Origin of the sequence: Cetobacterium sp. (assembly GCF_051653945.1) — a bacterium.
Taxonomy (GTDB): Bacteria; Fusobacteriota; Fusobacteriia; order Fusobacteriales; family Fusobacteriaceae; genus Cetobacterium_A.
On record NZ_JBOFXD010000116.1, the window covers coordinates 115,862 to 133,584 of the forward strand.

Below are 17,723 nucleotides of genomic sequence, written 5' to 3' on the forward strand. Positions count from 1 at the left end.
ACTATGAAGAGAGTAATATTACTATTTTTATTTATATCTTCAATATTGAGAGCGAACTATCTCATCACAAATGGTGAGATAGCTCTTTTTTATGATGGCAAAAATAATGTTTTGACAAATATCCAAGCCAAAGAGTTTAGAAAAGATATATTATCAAATTTACAAATATTATTAATAAAAGATTATAAAATATATAGAGCAAGAGATTACTATACACAAACAAAATTTATAGATGGTAAGAATATTTTTTATATGAAATACAATATCAATGATAATATTGTGGAATCATATATAGTATTATCCAATGAAAATAAGAATGATATGTTTATTTATACTAATTTAAATGGTGTTAAATGGGATGAACCATATAAATTAGTTTATAAATTTTCTCCATTAATCTTAGAAGGAAATGTTGAAAATAAAGATGGGTATTATAAATATGATATGTTGAATCTCTCTAAAGATGATAAATCTAATATTCTTGTAGCAACAGAAAGAGATTTTGAAAACTTTAAAGTAAAGTCATTGGAAACTACTTTATTAAAAGGGTTAAATGAACGAATATACTTAGTAAAAGATATTAAGAACAAAAAAGATGATTCTTTAGAAATAGTATTTAGTAAAAAGAAACCAAGATTTTTAAATATCTCTTTTACAGAAGTTATGGCTAGAGAACAGAAATTTTGGAATAACTTTAATAAAAAATATTATTATTTAAGAGGCACAGTTATTAACCAAATAAAAAAACTTTATTTGATATCTTTTAGTAATCAAAACAGTTTAAATATGAACATGAGTAGAGCAAAGTATATGGAGCAATTGAAAGTCATATATTTAAATGGTATATTAAATAGAGAAAGATTGATTCCAGAATTTAACTTTGATAGAGGCGACAGTATTCAAAATATATTTACATATTATTACTATATAAAATTATCCAATTTAAAAGAGAATAGTGATGCTAAAATATTACTAAAAAATAATTTTATAAAAGTTAAAGAGGATATTCAAAAATCTTATAAAAGTATAACAAATAAAGAGGGCGATTGGTTAGAAAATAGTCTGGTATTTTATAATTTTTTATTAGAGATAGAAAACTTACAAAAAGATGAGTTGTTATTTAATGAAATAGAATTAATGAAAGAAGATATAAGTGAAAAAGTAAAAAAAGAAATATTGAACTCTTCTGGAATTATTAAAGATAATAACTATATAAAGTATTTAGATATTTTGTCACAAGAGAATCAAATAAAAAATATAAATAAATTATTAGAAAATACAAAAAATTTGATTAGATTATTAAAAAAAGATGATAATATAGATAGTAAAGCTAATTTAAGTTTATCACTATTATTATATAAAAATAATTATATAGTTGAAAGTGATAAAATATTTTATAATATAGATTATTTTATCAATTATAATGAAAAATATAATGAATTAGATTTAGAAGAAGTGTATTTATATTTGATAAATATTCAATATAGGGGATTAATATGATTAAAGAAGAAATAATTGGTATAAAGGAACAGATAGAGTCGATACTTTTATTAGGTGGAGACGAAATAAAAATAAGAGATTTAAGTAAGTTTTTTTCAGTATCTATAGAAAAAATTCTACAAATTTTAGAAGAGTTAAAAAAAGAGCGATTTAATACAGGAATAAATATTGAGATAGATCAAGAAATTGTTTATTTAATAACAAATCCAAGATGCGGAGAAATAGTAAATCTATATTTTAAACAAGATGCAAAACCTAAAAAATTATCAAACGCTGCCTTAGAAACATTATCAATAATAGCTTATCGTCAGCCTATAACTAAGAGTGAAATAGAAGCAGTAAGAGGTGTTTCCACAGATAGAGTGGTTCAAACTTTAGAGGAAAGAAAATTTGTAAGAATTTGTGGAAAAAGAGAAACTATAGGAAGACCAAATTTATATGAAATAACAGATAAGTTTTTAGGTTATCTAGGAATTTCATCGGTAGATGAACTACCACAATATGAAGATATGAAGGAGAAATTAAATGGAACCAATGAGAATAAATAAGTACTTAGCCCAGAGTGGTTATGCGTCAAGAAGAGAGATAGATAAGCTTGTTGAGAATGGAGATATAAAAGTTAATGGAAATGATGTTACACCAGGACAAAAAGTTACGGATAAAGATAAGATTTATATAAAGGGACAGCTATTTGAAAAAACAAAATCAGAAAATAAAGTTTATTTTTTATTAAATAAACCCAAAGGTGTTTTAAGTGCTTCAAAAGATGATAGAGGAAGAAAGACAGTTACAGATTTAATAGATACTAAGGAAAGATTATATCCAATAGGAAGATTAGATGCCGATACAGAAGGGGCTATAATTTTGACAAATGATGGAGATATCTTCAATAAAGTTATACATCCAAAAGGAGAAGTTTATAAGGAATATTTTGCAATTGTAAAAGGTGAAATAAGAGATAAAGATCTTTCAAGATTGGCAAAAGGTATAAACTTGGAAGATGGGCAAACACTTCCTGCTAAGACAAAGATACTGAAGAGAGCTCAGGGTAGAAGTGAAGTTATAATAGCTATTAGAGAGGGTAAAAATCGTCAAGTTAGAAGAATGTTTGATGCAGTAAAACATCCAGTAGTATATTTAAGAAGAGAAGCTATTGGAAAGATAAATTTAGGAAATTTAGAGATGGGAAAATATAGAAAATTAACATCACAAGAGATAAAATATTTAAAATCATTATAGAATACAGGAGGAAGATAGATGTCTTTAACAAGAGAAGAGGTTCTAAACGTAGCTAAATTAGCAAGATTAGAATTTAATGAAGAGGAAATTATAAGATTCCAAGCAGACCTAAATAATATATTAGAGTATATAGATGTTTTAGGGGAAATAAATACTGATGAGGTTGAACCATTGGTACAAATTCATGAAACTGGAGTTAAGTTAAGAGAAGATATTATAAAAGAGTCTTTAACTGTTCAGGAAGCTATGAAAAATGCACCTGCTTCAGAGGATGGAGCATTGATAGTACCTAAGGTAGTTGGAGAATAAATTTTAAAGGAGGATTTTTCTGTGAAAAAGATATACGAGTTAACAGCTTTTGAAATAAAAGAAAAGATATTAAATAGAGAATTAACATCTGAAGAGGTTGTTAGAGCTATTTTTGATAGAATAGAAGAAACTGATGGTGAGATTGGAAGTTTTGTATCTCTTAGAAAAGAAAAAGCTATAGAAGAAGCAAAAGTAGTAGACAAGAAAATACAAAATGGAGAAACTGTGGGAGCTTTAGCAGGGATTCCAGTGGCGATAAAAGATAACATGGTATCAATTGGAGAACCATCACAATCAGCTTCTAAGATATTAGAGGGATATGAAGGGATATATGATGCTACAGTTGTAAAGAAATTAAAAGATGCAGATGCAATAATAATTGGAAAAACAAATATGGATGAATTTGCTATGGGTTCAACAACAACAACATCTGCTTATGAAAAAACAACTAAAAACCCTTGGGATTTAGATAGAGTTCCTGGAGGAAGTAGTGGAGGAGGAGCCACATCAGTTGCTTCAAATCAATGCTATATATCTTTAGGATCAGATACAGGTGGAAGTATCAGACAACCAGCATCATTTTGTGGAGTGGTTGGATTAAAACCAACTTATGGAAGAATTTCTAGATATGGTCTTATGGCATTTGCATCATCTCTAGACCAGATTGGTCCATTTGCTAAAACAGTTAAAGATGTAGCTTTAGCTCTAAATACATTGGCAGGGGTAGATGATTATGATTCTACAGTTGAGGAAGTGGAAGTTCCAAACTATTTAGATTATTTAACTGGAGATATAAAAGGAATGAAGATTGGTGTGCCGAAAGAATACTTCATAGAGGGACTAAATCCAGGAGTAAAAAAGGTTGTAGATGAAGCTTTAGAAACTTTTAAATCTTTAGGTGCAGAGATAGTAGAAATATCATTACCACATACAAAATATGCAGCTCCAACATACTATGTGTTAGCTCCAGCAGAAGCTAGTTCAAATTTAGCTAGATTTGATGGTGTTAGATATGGACATAGAACAAAAAATGCTTCAAATATAGATGAGTTATATACAAAATCTAGAAGTGAAGGATTTGGAGATGAAGTAAAAAGAAGAATTATGATAGGAACATATGTTTTAAGTGCAGGATTCTTTGATGCATATTTTAAGAAAGCTCAAAAAGTTAGAAGATTAATAAAAAATGATTTTGACAAAGCTTTTGAAAAAGTTGATATTATATTCACTCCAGTAACGCCAGGACCTGCTTTTAGACTGGATGCTAAAAAGACTCCAGTAGAGTTATACTTAGAGGATATCTTTACGATACCAGCAAACCTAGCAGGAATACCAGGAATTTCAATACCAGCAGGAATGACTGAAGGATTACCAGTTGGAATACAATTATTAGGAAAAGCATTCGGAGAAAAGGATATCTTAAAAGCAGGAGATGCTTTTGAAAAAGCGATAAAGGAGAGAGTGTAATGGCGAGACAGTGGGAATCGGTAATAGGACTTGAAGTACACCTTCAATTAAAAACAGGAACAAAAGTTTGGTGTGGATGTAGTGCAGACTATGATAATTCACCAACAAATACACACACATGTCCAATATGTTTAGGGCATCCAGGAGCGTTACCAAAGTTAAATAAAAAAGTAGTTGAATATGCAGTAAAAGCAGCATTAGCTTTAAATTGTAAAATTAATAATGTAAGTGGATTTGATAGAAAAAATTATTTCTACCCAGATACTCCTAAAAATTATCAGATTACTCAATTTGAAAAACCATACTGTGAAAAGGGATTTTTAGATGTAAAGTTAAATTCAGGTAGAGAGTTCACTGTTGGAATCACTAGAATACAAATAGAAGAGGATGCAGGAAAATCTATACACGCGGGATCTGAATCATTAATAAACTTCAATAGAGCATCAATGCCTCTTTTAGAAATAATATCTGAACCAGATTTGAGAAGTTCTGAAGAAGCTTATGAGTATTTAAATCTTTTAAAAAGTACAATAAAATACACTGGAATAAGTGATGTATCAATGGAATTAGGATCTCTAAGATGTGATGCAAATATATCTGTTATGGAAAAAGGAAGTAAAGTTTTTGGAAAAAGAGTTGAAGTAAAGAACTTAAACTCATTTAAAGCAGTAGCAAGAGCTATTGATTATGAGATAGGAAGACAGATTGAAGCTATTGAAAATGGTGGAACTATTGATCAAGAAACTAGACTTTGGGATGATGATGCTCAAGTAACAAGAATAATGAGAAGTAAAGAGGATGCAATGGATTATAGATACTTTGCTGAGCCAGATCTTCAAAAGCTTGTTATAAAAGATGAGGAGATTGAAAGAGTAAAAGAATTAATGCCAGAATCAAAATCGGCAAAATTAAAAAGATTTATTGAAGCTTATGGACTACCAGAATATGATGCTAACATATTAACAGATGAGATTGATTTAGCTGATTATTTTGAAAGAGTAGTAAAAGTTACTAATAATGCGAAACTTTCATCAAACTGGATAATGACTGAAGTTTTAAGAGATTTAAAAGAGAGCGGTAAATCTATAGAGGAATCTAAAATAAATTCTGAAGATTTAGGAAAAATAATAAATCTTATTCAAAAAGAGATTATCTCTTCTAAAATAGCTAAGGAGTTATTTACTATAAAATTAAATGATGACAGAGATCCAGAAGTTATAGTAAAGGAAGAAGGGATGATACAAGTTGTTGACTTAGGAGAGATTGAAGGAATAGTAGATCAAGTACTAGCTGAAAATCCTAAGATGGTAGAAGACTTTAAAAACTCTGATGAGGGTAGAAAACCAAGAGTTTTAAAAGGATTAATTGGACAAGTTATGAAATTATCAAAAGGAAAGGCAAATCCTAAGATAGTTACAGAACTAATGGAATCGAAATTAAAATAGGTGGGTTATAATGAAAAAAAGCAAATTAATCTCTTTAGGGATTATGATTTTAGGACTTACTTTTTTATCACAACCACTTCATGCTGTTACTAAAACGTTAAAAGAGAAGTACGAAAACGTAATACCAATGAGTGTTCACGTAAATATAATGAATAATGAGGCTGAGCCAGAGTATTTAAACTATGTTTTTATAAAAAGTGTAGATGCACCCATTAGACAGGATTCATCAATATATTCTAAAGAGATTGTAAGATTTCCATTTAATACAAAATTAAAGGTTTTAGAAAAAGTTGAATCAAATGGAAATGAGTGGTATAAAGTAGAGCTAAAAGATAAAAAAGGAAGTAAAGTTGAGGGTTATATCTCGGCAATGTTAGTTACATTGAGAAGATTTAAATTTGAAGAGATGAATAGTAGAGTACATAAACTTTCACAATTTTTACAATCAGAAGCTGCAAAAGGAAAAGAACTGGTATCAATAAATACATACGTTCCAAATCCTAGTAATCAGAATATGAGTAGAGACAAGGATAAATATGGAGTTTCAGCAGATCAAAATGCCAGAGCAAGTTATAATGGAGAAACAATATTTATACCAGATAGATCATTAATGTCAGTAGAATCGACAAGTGGTAATGATGTGTATGTAAATACTCTTTCAATTGCAGAAAAACCATTAAAGGTAAGTAAAAATGCTATCACAAGATATCCTGCAGTTAATGCAAACTTTAGAAAAGCTATTGTAATAGACTTAGAAAATGAAAATCAAGGTGTTTTCCAAAAGAATTCTGAAGGTCAGTGGGAGTTAATCTCTTATACATTAAATAAAACTGGTATGGAAAGTACTTTAGGATTTGAAACTCCGAGAGGATACTTTATAGTTCCAGTATTAAAGTATGAAATGGGCTATAGAGATGAGTACAATAATGCAGCTGGAATGGCAAAATATGCAATACGTTTTTCAGGTGGAGGATATATTCATGGAACACCAATTAACTTTGAAGAAAATATAAATAGAGACTTTTTCTTGAGAGAAAAAGATGGAACATTAGGAACAGTTGAAGGAACTAGAAAGTGTATTAGAAATATGGAATCTCATATTAAGTTTCTTTTTGACTGGGTAACAAATGGAAAAGTTAATAGAAAATCTAATGAACAAAGGCCAGATGAAAATGTAATGGTTATAGTATTTTAATGAAGGGTGAGCGATAGCTCACCCTTTCTTATAAAAATAGCATAACTTTCTATTCTATGATATAATAAATTTGTTAAATTAATAGAGATAGGTGATAAAAAATGTATAAAATTCAGTATTTAATATTTAAAATTTTTCGTTATATTTTACTTCTATTTCCAGAAAAAACAAGGTTTAAATTTGCTGAGAAGTTGGGAATTATGGGTTATTATCTTATAAAGAAGAGAAGATTGATAGCTTTGGCAAATTTAAAGCTGGCTTTTCCAGATAAGACATATAAAGAAAGAAAAAAAATCGCAAAAGAGTCGTATAAAATAATGGCAAAAGCTTTTATTTCAACACTATGGTTTGAAGATTACTTGAAAACAAATGTAGAATTAGAAGATTTTGAGAGAGTATCTTCAATAAAAGAGAGCGGAAATGGAATTGTTGTTGCTCTTATACATATGGGAAATATGGAGGCTACCTTAAAAGCTGGTGAGAAATACAAAAGTGTAACTGTAGCAAAAGCTCAAAGAAATCCATACATAGATAATTTTATAACAGAAGCAAGAAAAAAATTAAATGTAATATTATTAAAAAAATCTAAGCAAACTTCTAGAGATTTATTAGAGCAAATAGAAGAAAAAAATGTAATTGCTTTATTTTCAGATCATAGAGATAAAGGAGCAATAGTTAGTTTTTTTGGAGAAAATACTGTTTCGCCAACAGGAGCTATAAATATAGCATTAAAACATAACTTACCAATAGTTATAGGTTATAATGTTATGCATGAGGATAATACTTGTACAACATATTTTACAAAAGAGTTAGAGTTAGTTAGAACAAACTCATTTAAAAATGATGTCAAAATAAATACTCAGCTTATGATGAATACAATAGAGAATATAATAAAAAATCATCCAAATCAATGGATGTGGTTCCATGACAGATGGAAACTTTATAAAAAAATAAAAAATGAGAATATAAAAGGCTAGGAGGAAAAATGTTATTAGGTGTAATTGGAGCAATGAATGAAGAGGTAATTCAATTAAAAGAGGCTATGGTTTTAAATGAAACTAGAGAGCTAGGAGGATATAAGTTTTATAGAGGAACTTTATTAGGAAAAGAGATTGTATTAGTTGAGTGTGGAATTGGAAAAGTAAATGCTGCAATATGTTCAACACTATTAATTCAGGAATTTAAAGTTGATAAAGTTTTATTTACTGGTGTGGCTGGAGGATTGAATCCAGATATAAATATTGGAGATATAGTTGTATCAACAGATTTAATAGAGCATGACTTTGATTGTACAGCATTTGGATATGATCATGGAGTAATTCCTAGAATGGAGAACTCTAAATTTAAAGCAGATGAAAAATTAGTGGAGTTAGCTAAAAATGTAGCTGAAAAGAATTTTGGAAAAGAAAGAGTATTTACAGGAACAATTGTAAGTGGAGATGTATTTGTGGCATCAAATGATAAAATAAAATGGTTGAGAGATACATTTATAGGTGAGTGTACAGAGATGGAAGGGGCATCAGTAGCACATGTATGTTATGTTTTAAATAAGCCGTTTGTAATTATAAGATCAATATCAGATAAAGCTAATCACGATGCAAATATGAATTTTGATGAATTTGTAAAATTAGCAGCACAAAATTCAAAAATAATAATAGAAGGAATGTTAGAACTAATATAAATTGTATATCAAGGGGGAAATGTATGGATATTGAAAAACTATTGAACGAGTTATATTCCTATTCACTGCATGGAATAAAACTAGGTTTGAAAAATATTGAAGATATTTGTGAAGCTATGGGAAATCCTCAAAAAGATTATAAAACTATCCATGTGGCTGGAACAAATGGAAAAGGCTCAACATCAACAACAGTGGAGCGGGTTTTAATAGAAGATGGAAGAAAAGTTGGGAAATATACATCCCCCCATATTTTAAAATTTAACGAAAGAATATCAGTTAATGGTATTGAAATAAGTGACGAAGATATAGCACATTACTATTCTTATGTAAAATCAGTAGTTGAAGATTTAAAATTAACTCCAACATTTTTTGAAGTTACAACGGCTATGATGTTTAAATATTTTTCTGATAAAAAAGTGGAGTATGCAGTAATAGAGGTTGGTATGGGTGGACGATTTGATGCTACTAATATTATTGAGGGAGATATTTGTGTGATTACAAATGTCAGTTTAGATCATACTGATTTTTTAGGAAAAAATATATATGAAATAGCTTGTGAAAAAGCTGGAATAATAAAGAAAAACTCTAAAGTCATTGTAGGAAGTTCTGATTTAGAATTTCTAAAAGGAATTGAAGAGAAAACTAAAACTTATACAAACGTAATTGAAAAATATAAAAACTCTAAATATGTTTTAGATTTTACAAAATATAAAACAGTTATTGAAATAGATAGTATTTCATATAATTTTTCATTATTTGGAGATTACCAATATAAAAATTTTTTGTGTGCCTATGAAGTTTTAAACGAGTTAGGGATAAAACCAGAGGTGATACAAAAAGGTGTAGAAAAAGTAAAATGGCAGTGCAGATTCGAAATAATATCTACTGATAAAAATGTTCTTATATTAGATGGAGCCCACAATGAAGATGGCATGAAAACACTTTGTGATACTTTAAAAGTAGGGTTTAAAAAGAATGATATTGTAGCAATAGTGTCAATCTTAAAGGATAAAGATTCTAAAAAAATTCTAGAAATTTTAGAAAACAATGTAAGTAAAATTATATTTACATCATTAGCTGAAAATTCCAGAGGGCAAAGTGCTTTAGAACTGTTTGAAAAATCTAATAAAATAGATAAAGACTATAAAGAAGATATAAATGAAGCATTTAATTTAGCTAAAAAAGACAATAAGAAAGTTATTTTACTTTGTGGTTCATTTTATTTATTGAGTAAATTTAAAGAGGAAGTATTAAAATAATGAAGAGTAGAATTTTTTTTAAAATTTTTACATTCGTAATAGTTTTAGTGATCGGATATTTTTTATATGAGCACATGATTATTTTAAGGAATGAATATATAAAAAGAGAGCAACACAAAAACATGTTTTTAGAAAAAATCGATGAGACATATAAAGAGAGAAGTAATGATTTCTATAAAAATAACTAGAGGAGCTTGAAATGGAAAGAATTTGGGTGAGGAAATTTCCAAAAGTTAAAGATTTAGCAAGTGTTTTAGGGTTGATTCCATTAATAGATGTAAATATGGAGAAAGAGATAAAAACTCAGAGTGTCTATAGAGTAGGTTATGAATTAAGTGGCTTTTTTTCAGAGGGAGAGGAGTTACAAAGTAATATTAATGTTTTAGGTAGAAAAGAGATTGGATATTTAGAACGAATGGAAAAAACTAAAAGAAAAGAGATTCTTGAAAAATATTTAAGTTATCCTTTTCCTACATTAATTGTAACTATGGAAAATAATATAGTAGATGAAATTGTAGAGATAGCTAAAAAATATAGAAAACCTGTATTAAAATCAAATAATAAAACTATTGAATTTATCAGAAATGCTAAATTTTATTTGCAGAAAGTATTGGCTGAAGAGATGATAATTGATAACTGTATATTACTTGATATATATGGAGTTGGAATACTACTAAAAGGTTATGAGGATGCAAGACTTGGTGCAACAGTGGAACTTTTAGAAAGAGGTCATAAATTTATAACAGATACCAGATTAAAAGTTCAAAATATAGCCAATAGATTTATACTAGGGTCTAACACAGCAGATAAAGAAAGTGGTGATAGTCATTTCTATCTCTTTGGAAAAGATGGTAATGATATAGATGTTACAACACACTTTGGAATAAAAAGTACAAGAAAAAGAAAAAAAATAACTTTACTAGTTGAACTTGAGAAATGGGATGAAAAAAAATTTTATGATAGATTGGGATTAGATGAAGTGTATGAAGAGTATTTAGGATTAAAGATACCTAAAGTGACATTACCAGTAAGAAAAGGTAGAAATTTAGCTATTATAATTGAAACAGCAGCAATAAACTATAGGTTGAAGAAAACTGGAGTAAATTCAGCAGAGTATTTTTGGAAAGAGTCTAAAAAATTAATTGAAGAAAACAGAGAAAATAAAAAGAGAGGTTTAGTTGTGGACGATAAAACAAGTATGCCAGTTAGATATATAAAATCTAGATTTAATTTAAATGTTTTAAATGGAGAAGAGTTTTTAGATAATAGATATATTACAACAACAGGAGTTTATAGACCATCATTAGCTCTTACAGGTTATTTTGATATGTACGAAGAGGAAGGGTATAAAGGTTTACAATTATTTACTGAAACTGAATTTAAATATTTAGATAGCATACCACCGAAAGATAAAGAAAAAAATTTAGAGAAATATTTAGATGAAGATTTTCCAGCAATTATAATCTCTGGGGTTAAAAATATTCCAGATTATTTCTTAAATAAAATTATTGAAAAGAAAATTATATTATTAGAAACAAAATTAGATAGACCAAGTCATGTTGTGGCTACTTTTAGTGCTTATTTAGAAAATTATTTTGCACCGTCAACTTCTGTACATGGAGTTTTTGTTGAATTATATGGATTTGGAGTTCTTTTAACGGGAAAAAGTGGAATTGGAAAAAGTGAAACAGCTTTAGAGCTTATTCATAGAGGGCATAGATTAATAGCTGATGATTCAGTTAGATTTGAAAAAGGTGTAATAGGTGATATAACAGGAAGAGCATCAAAATTACCATATTTCATGGAGATACGTGGATTAGGAATTATTGATGTTAAAGCGTTGTATGGTGTAGGAGCAGTTAGAATTAGTAAAAGACTTGATATGATAATTGAGCTTCAAGAGCTAAAAAGTGAAGATTATTTAACTGCTATGGACTATCAAGAATCAACAGAGGTTTTATTAGGAAATGAAATTCCTAAAATAAAATTATACATATCTTCTGGTAGAAATGCAGCAGCTATGGTAGAGATTGCTGTAATGAATCTTATGGCCAAGAGAATGGGGTATAATTCGGAAGAGGTTTACTTAAAAGAATTAAAAAATAAAAATTATAATGATTAAGAATCGGGGGATTTAAATTGAAAAGAAAAAAACTTAAGATTTTGAGAGAGTATATCTACATCTATATAGGGACATTAATTGCTTCAATAGCCATAAATGCATTTTTAGTACCATCTAATTTGGCACCTGGTGGAGCAACAGGTCTTTCAATCTTAATAAACTATGTAACAGGAATACCTGTTGGAACATTAATATTTGTTATAAATATACCATTATTTATAATAGGAGTTAAAATTTTTGGAAGATCTTATGGAGCTAAAACTTTAGCTGGAATTTCATTTTTATCTTTGAACGTTGAATTGATAAAAAAGGTTGTACCAGAAATAGATAAAATTATAGATTTTACAAATCCCAGTAATATTTTTCTAGGAACTCTATATGGAGGACTTTTAATGGGAATCGGACTAGGGACTGTTATAAAAAATGGTGGAACAACAGGTGGAAGTGATATAATTTCAGGAATTTTAAATAAATTTTTTAGAATTCCAATTGGGCAAGCATTGATATTGATAGACTCAACGGTAGTTTTATTAGCAGCATATATTTTTGGTGCAGAAAAGGCATTGTATGCACTGATAAATCTGTATACTACAGGGATTGTTATAAATAAACTAATAAATGGATTAGGAAATGCTAAAATGGCATACATAGTAACTTCTGAAGTTGAAAAAGTACGAAAAATAATTGTTGAAGATTTAGGGAAAACAGGAAATTATTATCAAGCAGAAGCATTATATTCGAAGAGTAGAAGAGATGTGGTAACAACAGTTCTTAGAAATAGAGAGATTTTTTTATTAAAAGAACTTATAACAGAGGTTGATAAAGAAGCTTTTGTTGTTGTTTCAGATGTTCATGAAGTACTAGGAAGAGGTTATACTTTTGATGTAGATAGTACTTTAAAAAATAGAAAGGAAAAAGAATGAAAGAAATAAAGAAAAAGATAGACCAGAGCAATAATATAATTATTGTAGGGCATGTAAATCCAGATGGAGATACAGTAGGAGCTGGATTAGCTCTTTTATTAGGACTTGAAAAAAAATATCCAGAGAAAAAAATAGATTTTGTTTTACAAGATGATGTTCCAAAAAATATAGCATTTTTAAAAGGATGCGATAGAATAAAAAAAATAGAGGATGTTATAGACCCAAATTATAATCTAGCTATTTTTGTTGATTCTGCTACAGTAGAAAGAGTAGGAAAAGTTGCAAAATTAGTAGGAGATATATTTAAAATAAATATAGATCACCACATAAGTAATCCGAAATATGGAGATATTAATATAGTAAAAGATATTTCATCAACCTCAGAGATTATGTATTCAATTTTAAAAGATTTGGATATAGAGATTACTTTAGAGATGGGGGAAGCGATCTACTTAGGATTAGTAAATGATACAGGAAACTTTGCTCATAGTAATGTAACTGATAAAACATTTTTAGTAGCTTCTGAATTAATGGGAATAGGTGTAAATAATAATAAAATTGTAAATGATTTTTTTAAAACAAAATCTTACGAAAGAATGAAAGTTTTAGGAAAAGCATTAAGTGAAATGGTATTTGTAGAGGAAAAAAAATTAATGTATTTCTATTTATCTTTTGAAGCATTAAAAAGTTTAAATGCTATAAAAGATGATACAGAAGGAATTGTAGAAGAGTTAATTAATTATAGTGGAAGTGAAGTTTCTCTTTTTCTGAGAGAGGAAGATAGTGGAAAAATAAAAGGTAGTTTAAGAAGTAAGCATAATATAGATGTTAATAAAATAGCAGGAATTTTTGGCGGTGGAGGTCATATAAAGGCAGCAGGCTTTACAACTGAGCTTTCATCAGAGGAAATTATAAAAAAAGTAGTAGAAAATTTATAAATGGTGTATAATTTTATAAAAAAGGAGGGTGTGTAAATGGCAGATTTTGATATAATTTTTTTAAAACCTACTAGATTTGAGGATTGTTTAAAATGCGTAGAGCATATAAAATCTGAAAAGATAGTTCATATAAACTTATGTGATTTAGACTCTGAGAAATCTCAGAGAGTTCTAGATTTTATTAGTGGTGCTGTGCATATACAAGAGGGGCAAATAATTAATCCTGGAGATAAAATATATTGTTCAATTCCAAAAAATAAATCGTATGAGTTAGATTATAAAGAGTTATCAAATAATATAACAAATCCAAGATTTGATGAAGAGGAAGAGATTATTCCAAGATATAATAGAAGATAGATAAAAAGGGACTTTTTAAAAGTCCCTTTTTTACATTAAGATATTTTTAGTTTTTTATTTAATCAGCCAATAAAAAAGCTTGGCAACTACCTATCCTCCCAGGGGGCTGCCCCCCAAGTACTTTCGGCGTTTACGGGCTTAACTTCCAGGTTCGAAATGTTGCTGGGTGTACCTCCGTAGCTATCGTTGCCAAGCTATATAATAATACCATTTTTTTTAAGAAATGTCAACAAAAAAAATGGGCCTTAGCCCATTTTTCTAATGAATAATATTAAATACAAGATTTTCATCTCTATAGTCAACTTCAACAGTTTCTCTTTCTTTAACATCACTTCTCAAAATAATTTTAGCTATTTCAGTCTCAATATATTTTTGAATATATCTTCTTAATGGTCTAGCTCCAAATTGTGGATCATAGGCAGTTTTAGCTAAAAATTCGATAGCATTATCAGTAATCTTAAAATTGATTTTTCTATCTTTTAATTTATTCTCTAAAGCTTTTAGAAGTTGATGAACAATATTTTTAATCTCTTTAAGTCCAAGACCTCTAAATATAATAGTCTCATCAATTCTATTTAAAAATTCTGGTCTAAAATTAGAAAGAAGCATTTGATTAATATTAAATCTAGTTTCCTCTTTTAAACTAGGATCTTCTAAAATTAAATGGCTTCCAATATTAGATGTCATAATGATTAAAGTATTTTTAAAGTCAACAACCTTTCCTTGACCATCAGTTAATCTACCATCATCTAGAACTTGTAAAAGAATATTGAAAGTATCTGGATGAGCCTTTTCAATTTCATCAAATAGAATAACAGAATATGGTTTTCTTCTAACTGCTTCAGTTAACTGTCCACCCTCTTCATATCCAACATATCCTGGAGGAGCACCAATAAGTCTAGTAACTGAGAATTTATCCATATATTCACTCATATCTATTCTTATTACATTTTCTTCATCGTCAAATAGGAAATAGGCTAATGATTTAGCTAAATAAGTTTTACCAACTCCAGTAGGTCCTAAAAACACGAAGGAACCAATAGGTCTATTGGGATCCTTAAGTCCAGCACGAGCTCTTAAAATAGTTTCTGAGACAGCTTTAACAGCTTCTTCTTGCCCTATCACTCTAGCGTTTAAATTATTTTCTAATTGTAAAAGTTTTTCTTTTTCACTTTCCATAAGTTTAGAAAGTGGAATACCAGTCCATTTAGATATAATTTCTGAAATTTCTTCAACTCCAACTTCTTGCTTAACAAGTCTGTTAATTGGAACTTCTTCAAGACGCTCTTGTTCTTGTAGAAGCTCTTTTTCAAGAGTAGCTAATTTACCATATTTTAGCTCTGCTAACCTATTTAAATCATATTTTCTTTCAGCTTCTAAAATTTCAAGTTTAACTTTTTCAATTTCAGATTTAATATCTTTAACTTTATTTAAATCTTGTTTTTCATTTTCCCATTGTGCCTTTAAAAGTGATTTCTGCTCTGTTAAGGTAGAAAGTTCTTTTTCTAAAATTTCAAGTCTTTCTTTAGAATACGGATCAGTTTCTTTTTTTAGAGCTTCTTTTTCAATTTCTAATTGCATAACTTTTCTTGTCAATTGATCTAACTCTTCTGGCATAGAGTCCATCTCGGTTCTAATCATAGCGGCAGCCTCATCTATAAGGTCTATCGCTTTATCAGGTAATTGTCTATCAGGGATATATCTGTGACTAAGAACAGCAGCTTCAACAATAGCACCATCAGTTATTCTTATACCGTGATAAACTTCAAATTTCTCTTTAATACCTCTTAAAATAGAGATTGTATCTTCAACAGTTGGTTCATTAACCATAACTACTTGAAAACGTCTTTCTAAAGCTGGATCTTTTTCAATATATTTTCTATATTCATCTAAGGTTGTTGCTCCAATAACTTTTATTTCTCCTCTTGCCAACATAGGTTTTAATAAGTTACCAGCGTCCATAGCACCATCAGATTTTCCAGCTCCAACGATTGTATGTATTTCATCTATAAATAGAATAATTTCACCATTAGAATCTTCTACTTCTTTTAAAACCGCTTTTAAACGCTCTTCAAATTCTCCCCTAAATTTAGCACCAGCAATTAGTGAACCCATATCTAAAGAGAAGACCTTTTTATTTTTTAAAGAGTCTGGAACATCTCCATTTAATATTCTTTGTGCGAAACCTTCAGCAATAGCAGTTTTACCTACTCCAGGTTCACCAATTAATACGGGGTTGTTCTTAGTTCTTCTAGAAATAATTTGGATGGTTCTTCTAATTTCACCATCACGACCTATAATAGGGTCAATTTTACCTTGACGAGCTAATTCAACTAAATCTCGACCATATTTTTCTAAAACTTCATACTTAACTTCAGGATTAGGAGAATCCACTTTTTTATTCCCTCTGATATCTAAAATAGTTTTTTCAAATAGAATACGGTCAATTCCTAATCTTGCTAAAAAATTGGTGTTGTCAAGTAAAGAGAGAAAAATATGTTCTACACTGATATAGGAATCTCCCATTAGTTGCATAAGTTTTTGAGCTTCCATTAAAATTTCGTTTGTTTTAGAGTCCAATCCAATTGAAGTATTAGTAGCTCCTTGAATTTTTGGAAGTTTATTACAAAGATCTTCTAAACTATTTTGTAAAGAGTTTGTATTAACTCCCATTTTTGTTAAAACTCTAACAATTAATCCCTCTTTATGAGCAACTAAAGCTAGTGCTAAAATTTCGGGTTTAATACTTTGCTGCATATAAGTTTGTGCAATAGTTTGTGCATCAGTTAATGCAAGCATCGAGTTTTCTGTAAAATTATTTGGATTCATAAATATCACCTCTTAATAAAAGATAATTAAATTATTTTAAGCTGATTATTTTGTCCTCTTCTCCAATCTCTTTTAGATGTTCATTTCTAACAATTTCAATGACTTCCATCATTTTCTTTTGTACATGATCGTAACCAACATCTTTTATATGAGGAAGAATGCAGTCAGAACAATCTTTAATTCCACCAGCTGTATATTTATACTTACCTCCGCACTCATTTCCTAGCATATAAAGTGGACAATAACAAAATAAACAGTTAAAGTTCTCAGTATTCTCCATTTTATGACATGGAAAAAATTCGCAATTTTTATTTTGATTAAATTTATAGTTCATAATACCTCCCAAATAAATAAAAAATCTACATCTAAAATATACTACTCTTGAATAATTAAATCAAGAGAAATAAACAAAAAAACAGTCTAAATAAAAAATTTAGACTGTTTTTGAATGTTTAATAT

17 protein-coding genes and 1 rRNA gene are annotated in these 17,723 nt (G+C 28.8%); 15 read left to right on the forward strand and 3 right to left on the reverse strand.

Translation table 11 applies throughout. The features are described 5' to 3' along the window. The first annotated feature begins 3 nt into the window (after positions 1-3). The 15 genes from ACRC8M_RS12710 to ACRC8M_RS12780 all read left to right on the forward strand — a co-directional run bounded on the left by ACRC8M_RS12710 (position 4) and on the right by ACRC8M_RS12780 (position 14,435). Positions 4-1,500 carry a hypothetical protein gene (locus ACRC8M_RS12710; RefSeq protein WP_438529473.1) on the forward strand — a complete coding sequence of 499 codons (1,497 nt, stop codon included), beginning with the start codon at positions 4-6 and terminating at the stop codon, positions 1,498-1,500. A gap of 14 nt (positions 1,501-1,514) precedes the next feature. Next, positions 1,515-2,048, forward strand: a complete 534-nt coding sequence (gene scpB, locus ACRC8M_RS12715) for an SMC-Scp complex subunit ScpB (RefSeq protein WP_438529544.1) — start codon at positions 1,515-1,517, stop codon at positions 2,046-2,048. After that, complete coding sequence (locus ACRC8M_RS12720) at positions 2,035-2,739, forward strand: pseudouridine synthase (protein ID WP_438529545.1); 705 nt, start codon at positions 2,035-2,037, stop codon at positions 2,737-2,739. The genes scpB and ACRC8M_RS12720 overlap by 14 nt, the downstream gene beginning before the upstream one ends. A gap of 18 nt (positions 2,740-2,757) precedes the next feature. Continuing rightward, positions 2,758-3,048 carry an Asp-tRNA(Asn)/Glu-tRNA(Gln) amidotransferase subunit GatC gene (gene gatC / locus ACRC8M_RS12725; protein WP_438529474.1) on the forward strand — a complete coding sequence of 97 codons (291 nt, stop codon included), beginning with the start codon at positions 2,758-2,760 and terminating at the stop codon, positions 3,046-3,048. A 21-nt stretch (positions 3,049-3,069) separates the two neighbouring features. Then, a complete protein-coding gene (gene gatA, locus ACRC8M_RS12730; RefSeq protein WP_438529475.1) occupies positions 3,070-4,515 on the forward strand; it encodes an Asp-tRNA(Asn)/Glu-tRNA(Gln) amidotransferase subunit GatA in 1,446 nt (481 codons plus the stop codon). Further along, positions 4,515-5,960 (forward strand): Asp-tRNA(Asn)/Glu-tRNA(Gln) amidotransferase subunit GatB, encoded by a 1,446-nt coding sequence (gene gatB, locus ACRC8M_RS12735; protein WP_438529476.1) that lies wholly within the window; start codon positions 4,515-4,517, stop codon positions 5,958-5,960. The genes gatA and gatB overlap by 1 nt, the downstream gene beginning before the upstream one ends. A 10-nt stretch (positions 5,961-5,970) precedes the next feature. Beyond that, entirely contained in the window at positions 5,971-7,155 is a 1,185-nt protein-coding gene (locus tag ACRC8M_RS12740) for a L,D-transpeptidase family protein (RefSeq protein WP_438529477.1), read from the forward strand. A gap of 101 nt (positions 7,156-7,256) precedes the next feature. Further along, a complete protein-coding gene (locus ACRC8M_RS12745) occupies positions 7,257-8,132 on the forward strand; it encodes a lysophospholipid acyltransferase family protein (RefSeq protein WP_438529478.1) in 876 nt (291 codons plus the stop codon). 8 nt (positions 8,133-8,140) lie between these two features. Then, the gene (locus ACRC8M_RS12750) at positions 8,141-8,836 is read left to right on the forward strand and encodes a 5'-methylthioadenosine/adenosylhomocysteine nucleosidase (protein WP_438529480.1); all 696 of its coding nucleotides are present in this window, start codon (positions 8,141-8,143) and stop codon (positions 8,834-8,836) included. Positions 8,837-8,859: 23 nt separating this feature from the next. After that, the gene (locus ACRC8M_RS12755) at positions 8,860-10,095 is read left to right on the forward strand and encodes a bifunctional folylpolyglutamate synthase/dihydrofolate synthase (RefSeq protein WP_438529481.1); all 1,236 of its coding nucleotides are present in this window, start codon (positions 8,860-8,862) and stop codon (positions 10,093-10,095) included. Next, positions 10,095-10,283, forward strand: a complete 189-nt coding sequence (locus ACRC8M_RS12760; protein ID WP_438529482.1) for a hypothetical protein — start codon at positions 10,095-10,097, stop codon at positions 10,281-10,283. Before ACRC8M_RS12755 ends, ACRC8M_RS12760 begins: the two co-directional genes overlap by 1 nt. An 11-nt stretch (positions 10,284-10,294) precedes the next feature. Next, the gene (gene hprK, locus ACRC8M_RS12765; RefSeq protein ID WP_438529483.1) at positions 10,295-12,217 is read left to right on the forward strand and encodes an HPr(Ser) kinase/phosphatase; all 1,923 of its coding nucleotides are present in this window, start codon (positions 10,295-10,297) and stop codon (positions 12,215-12,217) included. Positions 12,218-12,234: 17 nt separating this feature from the next. Continuing rightward, a complete protein-coding gene (locus tag ACRC8M_RS12770; protein ID WP_438529484.1) occupies positions 12,235-13,140 on the forward strand; it encodes a YitT family protein in 906 nt (301 codons plus the stop codon). Then, entirely contained in the window at positions 13,137-14,078 is a 942-nt protein-coding gene (locus ACRC8M_RS12775; protein WP_438529485.1) for a DHH family phosphoesterase, read from the forward strand. Before ACRC8M_RS12770 ends, ACRC8M_RS12775 begins: the two co-directional genes overlap by 4 nt. A 36-nt stretch (positions 14,079-14,114) precedes the next feature. Beyond that, positions 14,115-14,435 carry a cell division protein SepF gene (locus tag ACRC8M_RS12780; protein WP_438529486.1) on the forward strand — a complete coding sequence of 107 codons (321 nt, stop codon included), beginning with the start codon at positions 14,115-14,117 and terminating at the stop codon, positions 14,433-14,435. Positions 14,436-14,512: 77 nt separating this feature from the next. Here the strand turns inward: ACRC8M_RS12780 and rrf are convergent. The 3 genes from rrf to ACRC8M_RS12795 form a co-directional block, all read right to left on the reverse strand. Further along, positions 14,513-14,629 (reverse strand): 5S ribosomal RNA (gene rrf / locus ACRC8M_RS12785). A 64-nt stretch (positions 14,630-14,693) separates the two neighbouring features. After that, positions 14,694-17,264 carry an ATP-dependent chaperone ClpB gene (gene clpB / locus ACRC8M_RS12790; RefSeq protein WP_438529487.1) on the reverse strand — a complete coding sequence of 857 codons (2,571 nt, stop codon included), beginning with the start codon at positions 17,262-17,264 and terminating at the stop codon, positions 14,694-14,696. A 31-nt stretch (positions 17,265-17,295) separates the two neighbouring features. Then, entirely contained in the window at positions 17,296-17,598 is a 303-nt protein-coding gene (locus ACRC8M_RS12795; RefSeq protein WP_438529488.1) for a cysteine-rich small domain-containing protein, read from the reverse strand. Positions 17,599-17,723 lie beyond the last annotated feature (125 nt).

Bases quoted from the DNA above. Each gene is read 5' to 3' on its own strand.
- ACRC8M_RS12740 (WP_438529477.1), top strand. From the start codon at position 5,971: ATGAAAAAAAGCAAATTAATCTCTTTAGGGATTATGATTTTAGGACTT.
- ACRC8M_RS12750 (WP_438529480.1), top strand. From the start codon at position 8,141: ATGTTATTAGGTGTAATTGGAGCAATGAATGAAGAGGTAATTCAATTA.
- hprK (WP_438529483.1), top strand. From the start codon at position 10,295: ATGGAAAGAATTTGGGTGAGGAAATTTCCAAAAGTTAAAGATTTAGCA.
- ACRC8M_RS12720 (WP_438529545.1), top strand. From the start codon at position 2,035: ATGAGAATAAATAAGTACTTAGCCCAGAGTGGTTATGCGTCAAGAAGA.
- gatB (WP_438529476.1), top strand. From the start codon at position 4,515: ATGGCGAGACAGTGGGAATCGGTAATAGGACTTGAAGTACACCTTCAA.
- ACRC8M_RS12710 (WP_438529473.1), top strand. From the start codon at position 4: ATGAAGAGAGTAATATTACTATTTTTATTTATATCTTCAATATTGAGA.
- ACRC8M_RS12780 (WP_438529486.1), top strand. From the start codon at position 14,115: ATGGCAGATTTTGATATAATTTTTTTAAAACCTACTAGATTTGAGGAT.
- ACRC8M_RS12775 (WP_438529485.1), top strand. From the start codon at position 13,137: ATGAAAGAAATAAAGAAAAAGATAGACCAGAGCAATAATATAATTATT.
- ACRC8M_RS12760 (WP_438529482.1), top strand. From the start codon at position 10,095: ATGAAGAGTAGAATTTTTTTTAAAATTTTTACATTCGTAATAGTTTTA.
- ACRC8M_RS12745 (WP_438529478.1), top strand. From the start codon at position 7,257: ATGTATAAAATTCAGTATTTAATATTTAAAATTTTTCGTTATATTTTA.
- clpB (WP_438529487.1), bottom strand. From the start codon at position 17,264: ATGAATCCAAATAATTTTACAGAAAACTCGATGCTTGCATTAACTGAT.
- gatC (WP_438529474.1), top strand. From the start codon at position 2,758: ATGTCTTTAACAAGAGAAGAGGTTCTAAACGTAGCTAAATTAGCAAGA.
- ACRC8M_RS12755 (WP_438529481.1), top strand. From the start codon at position 8,860: ATGGATATTGAAAAACTATTGAACGAGTTATATTCCTATTCACTGCAT.
- ACRC8M_RS12795 (WP_438529488.1), bottom strand. From the start codon at position 17,598: ATGAACTATAAATTTAATCAAAATAAAAATTGCGAATTTTTTCCATGT.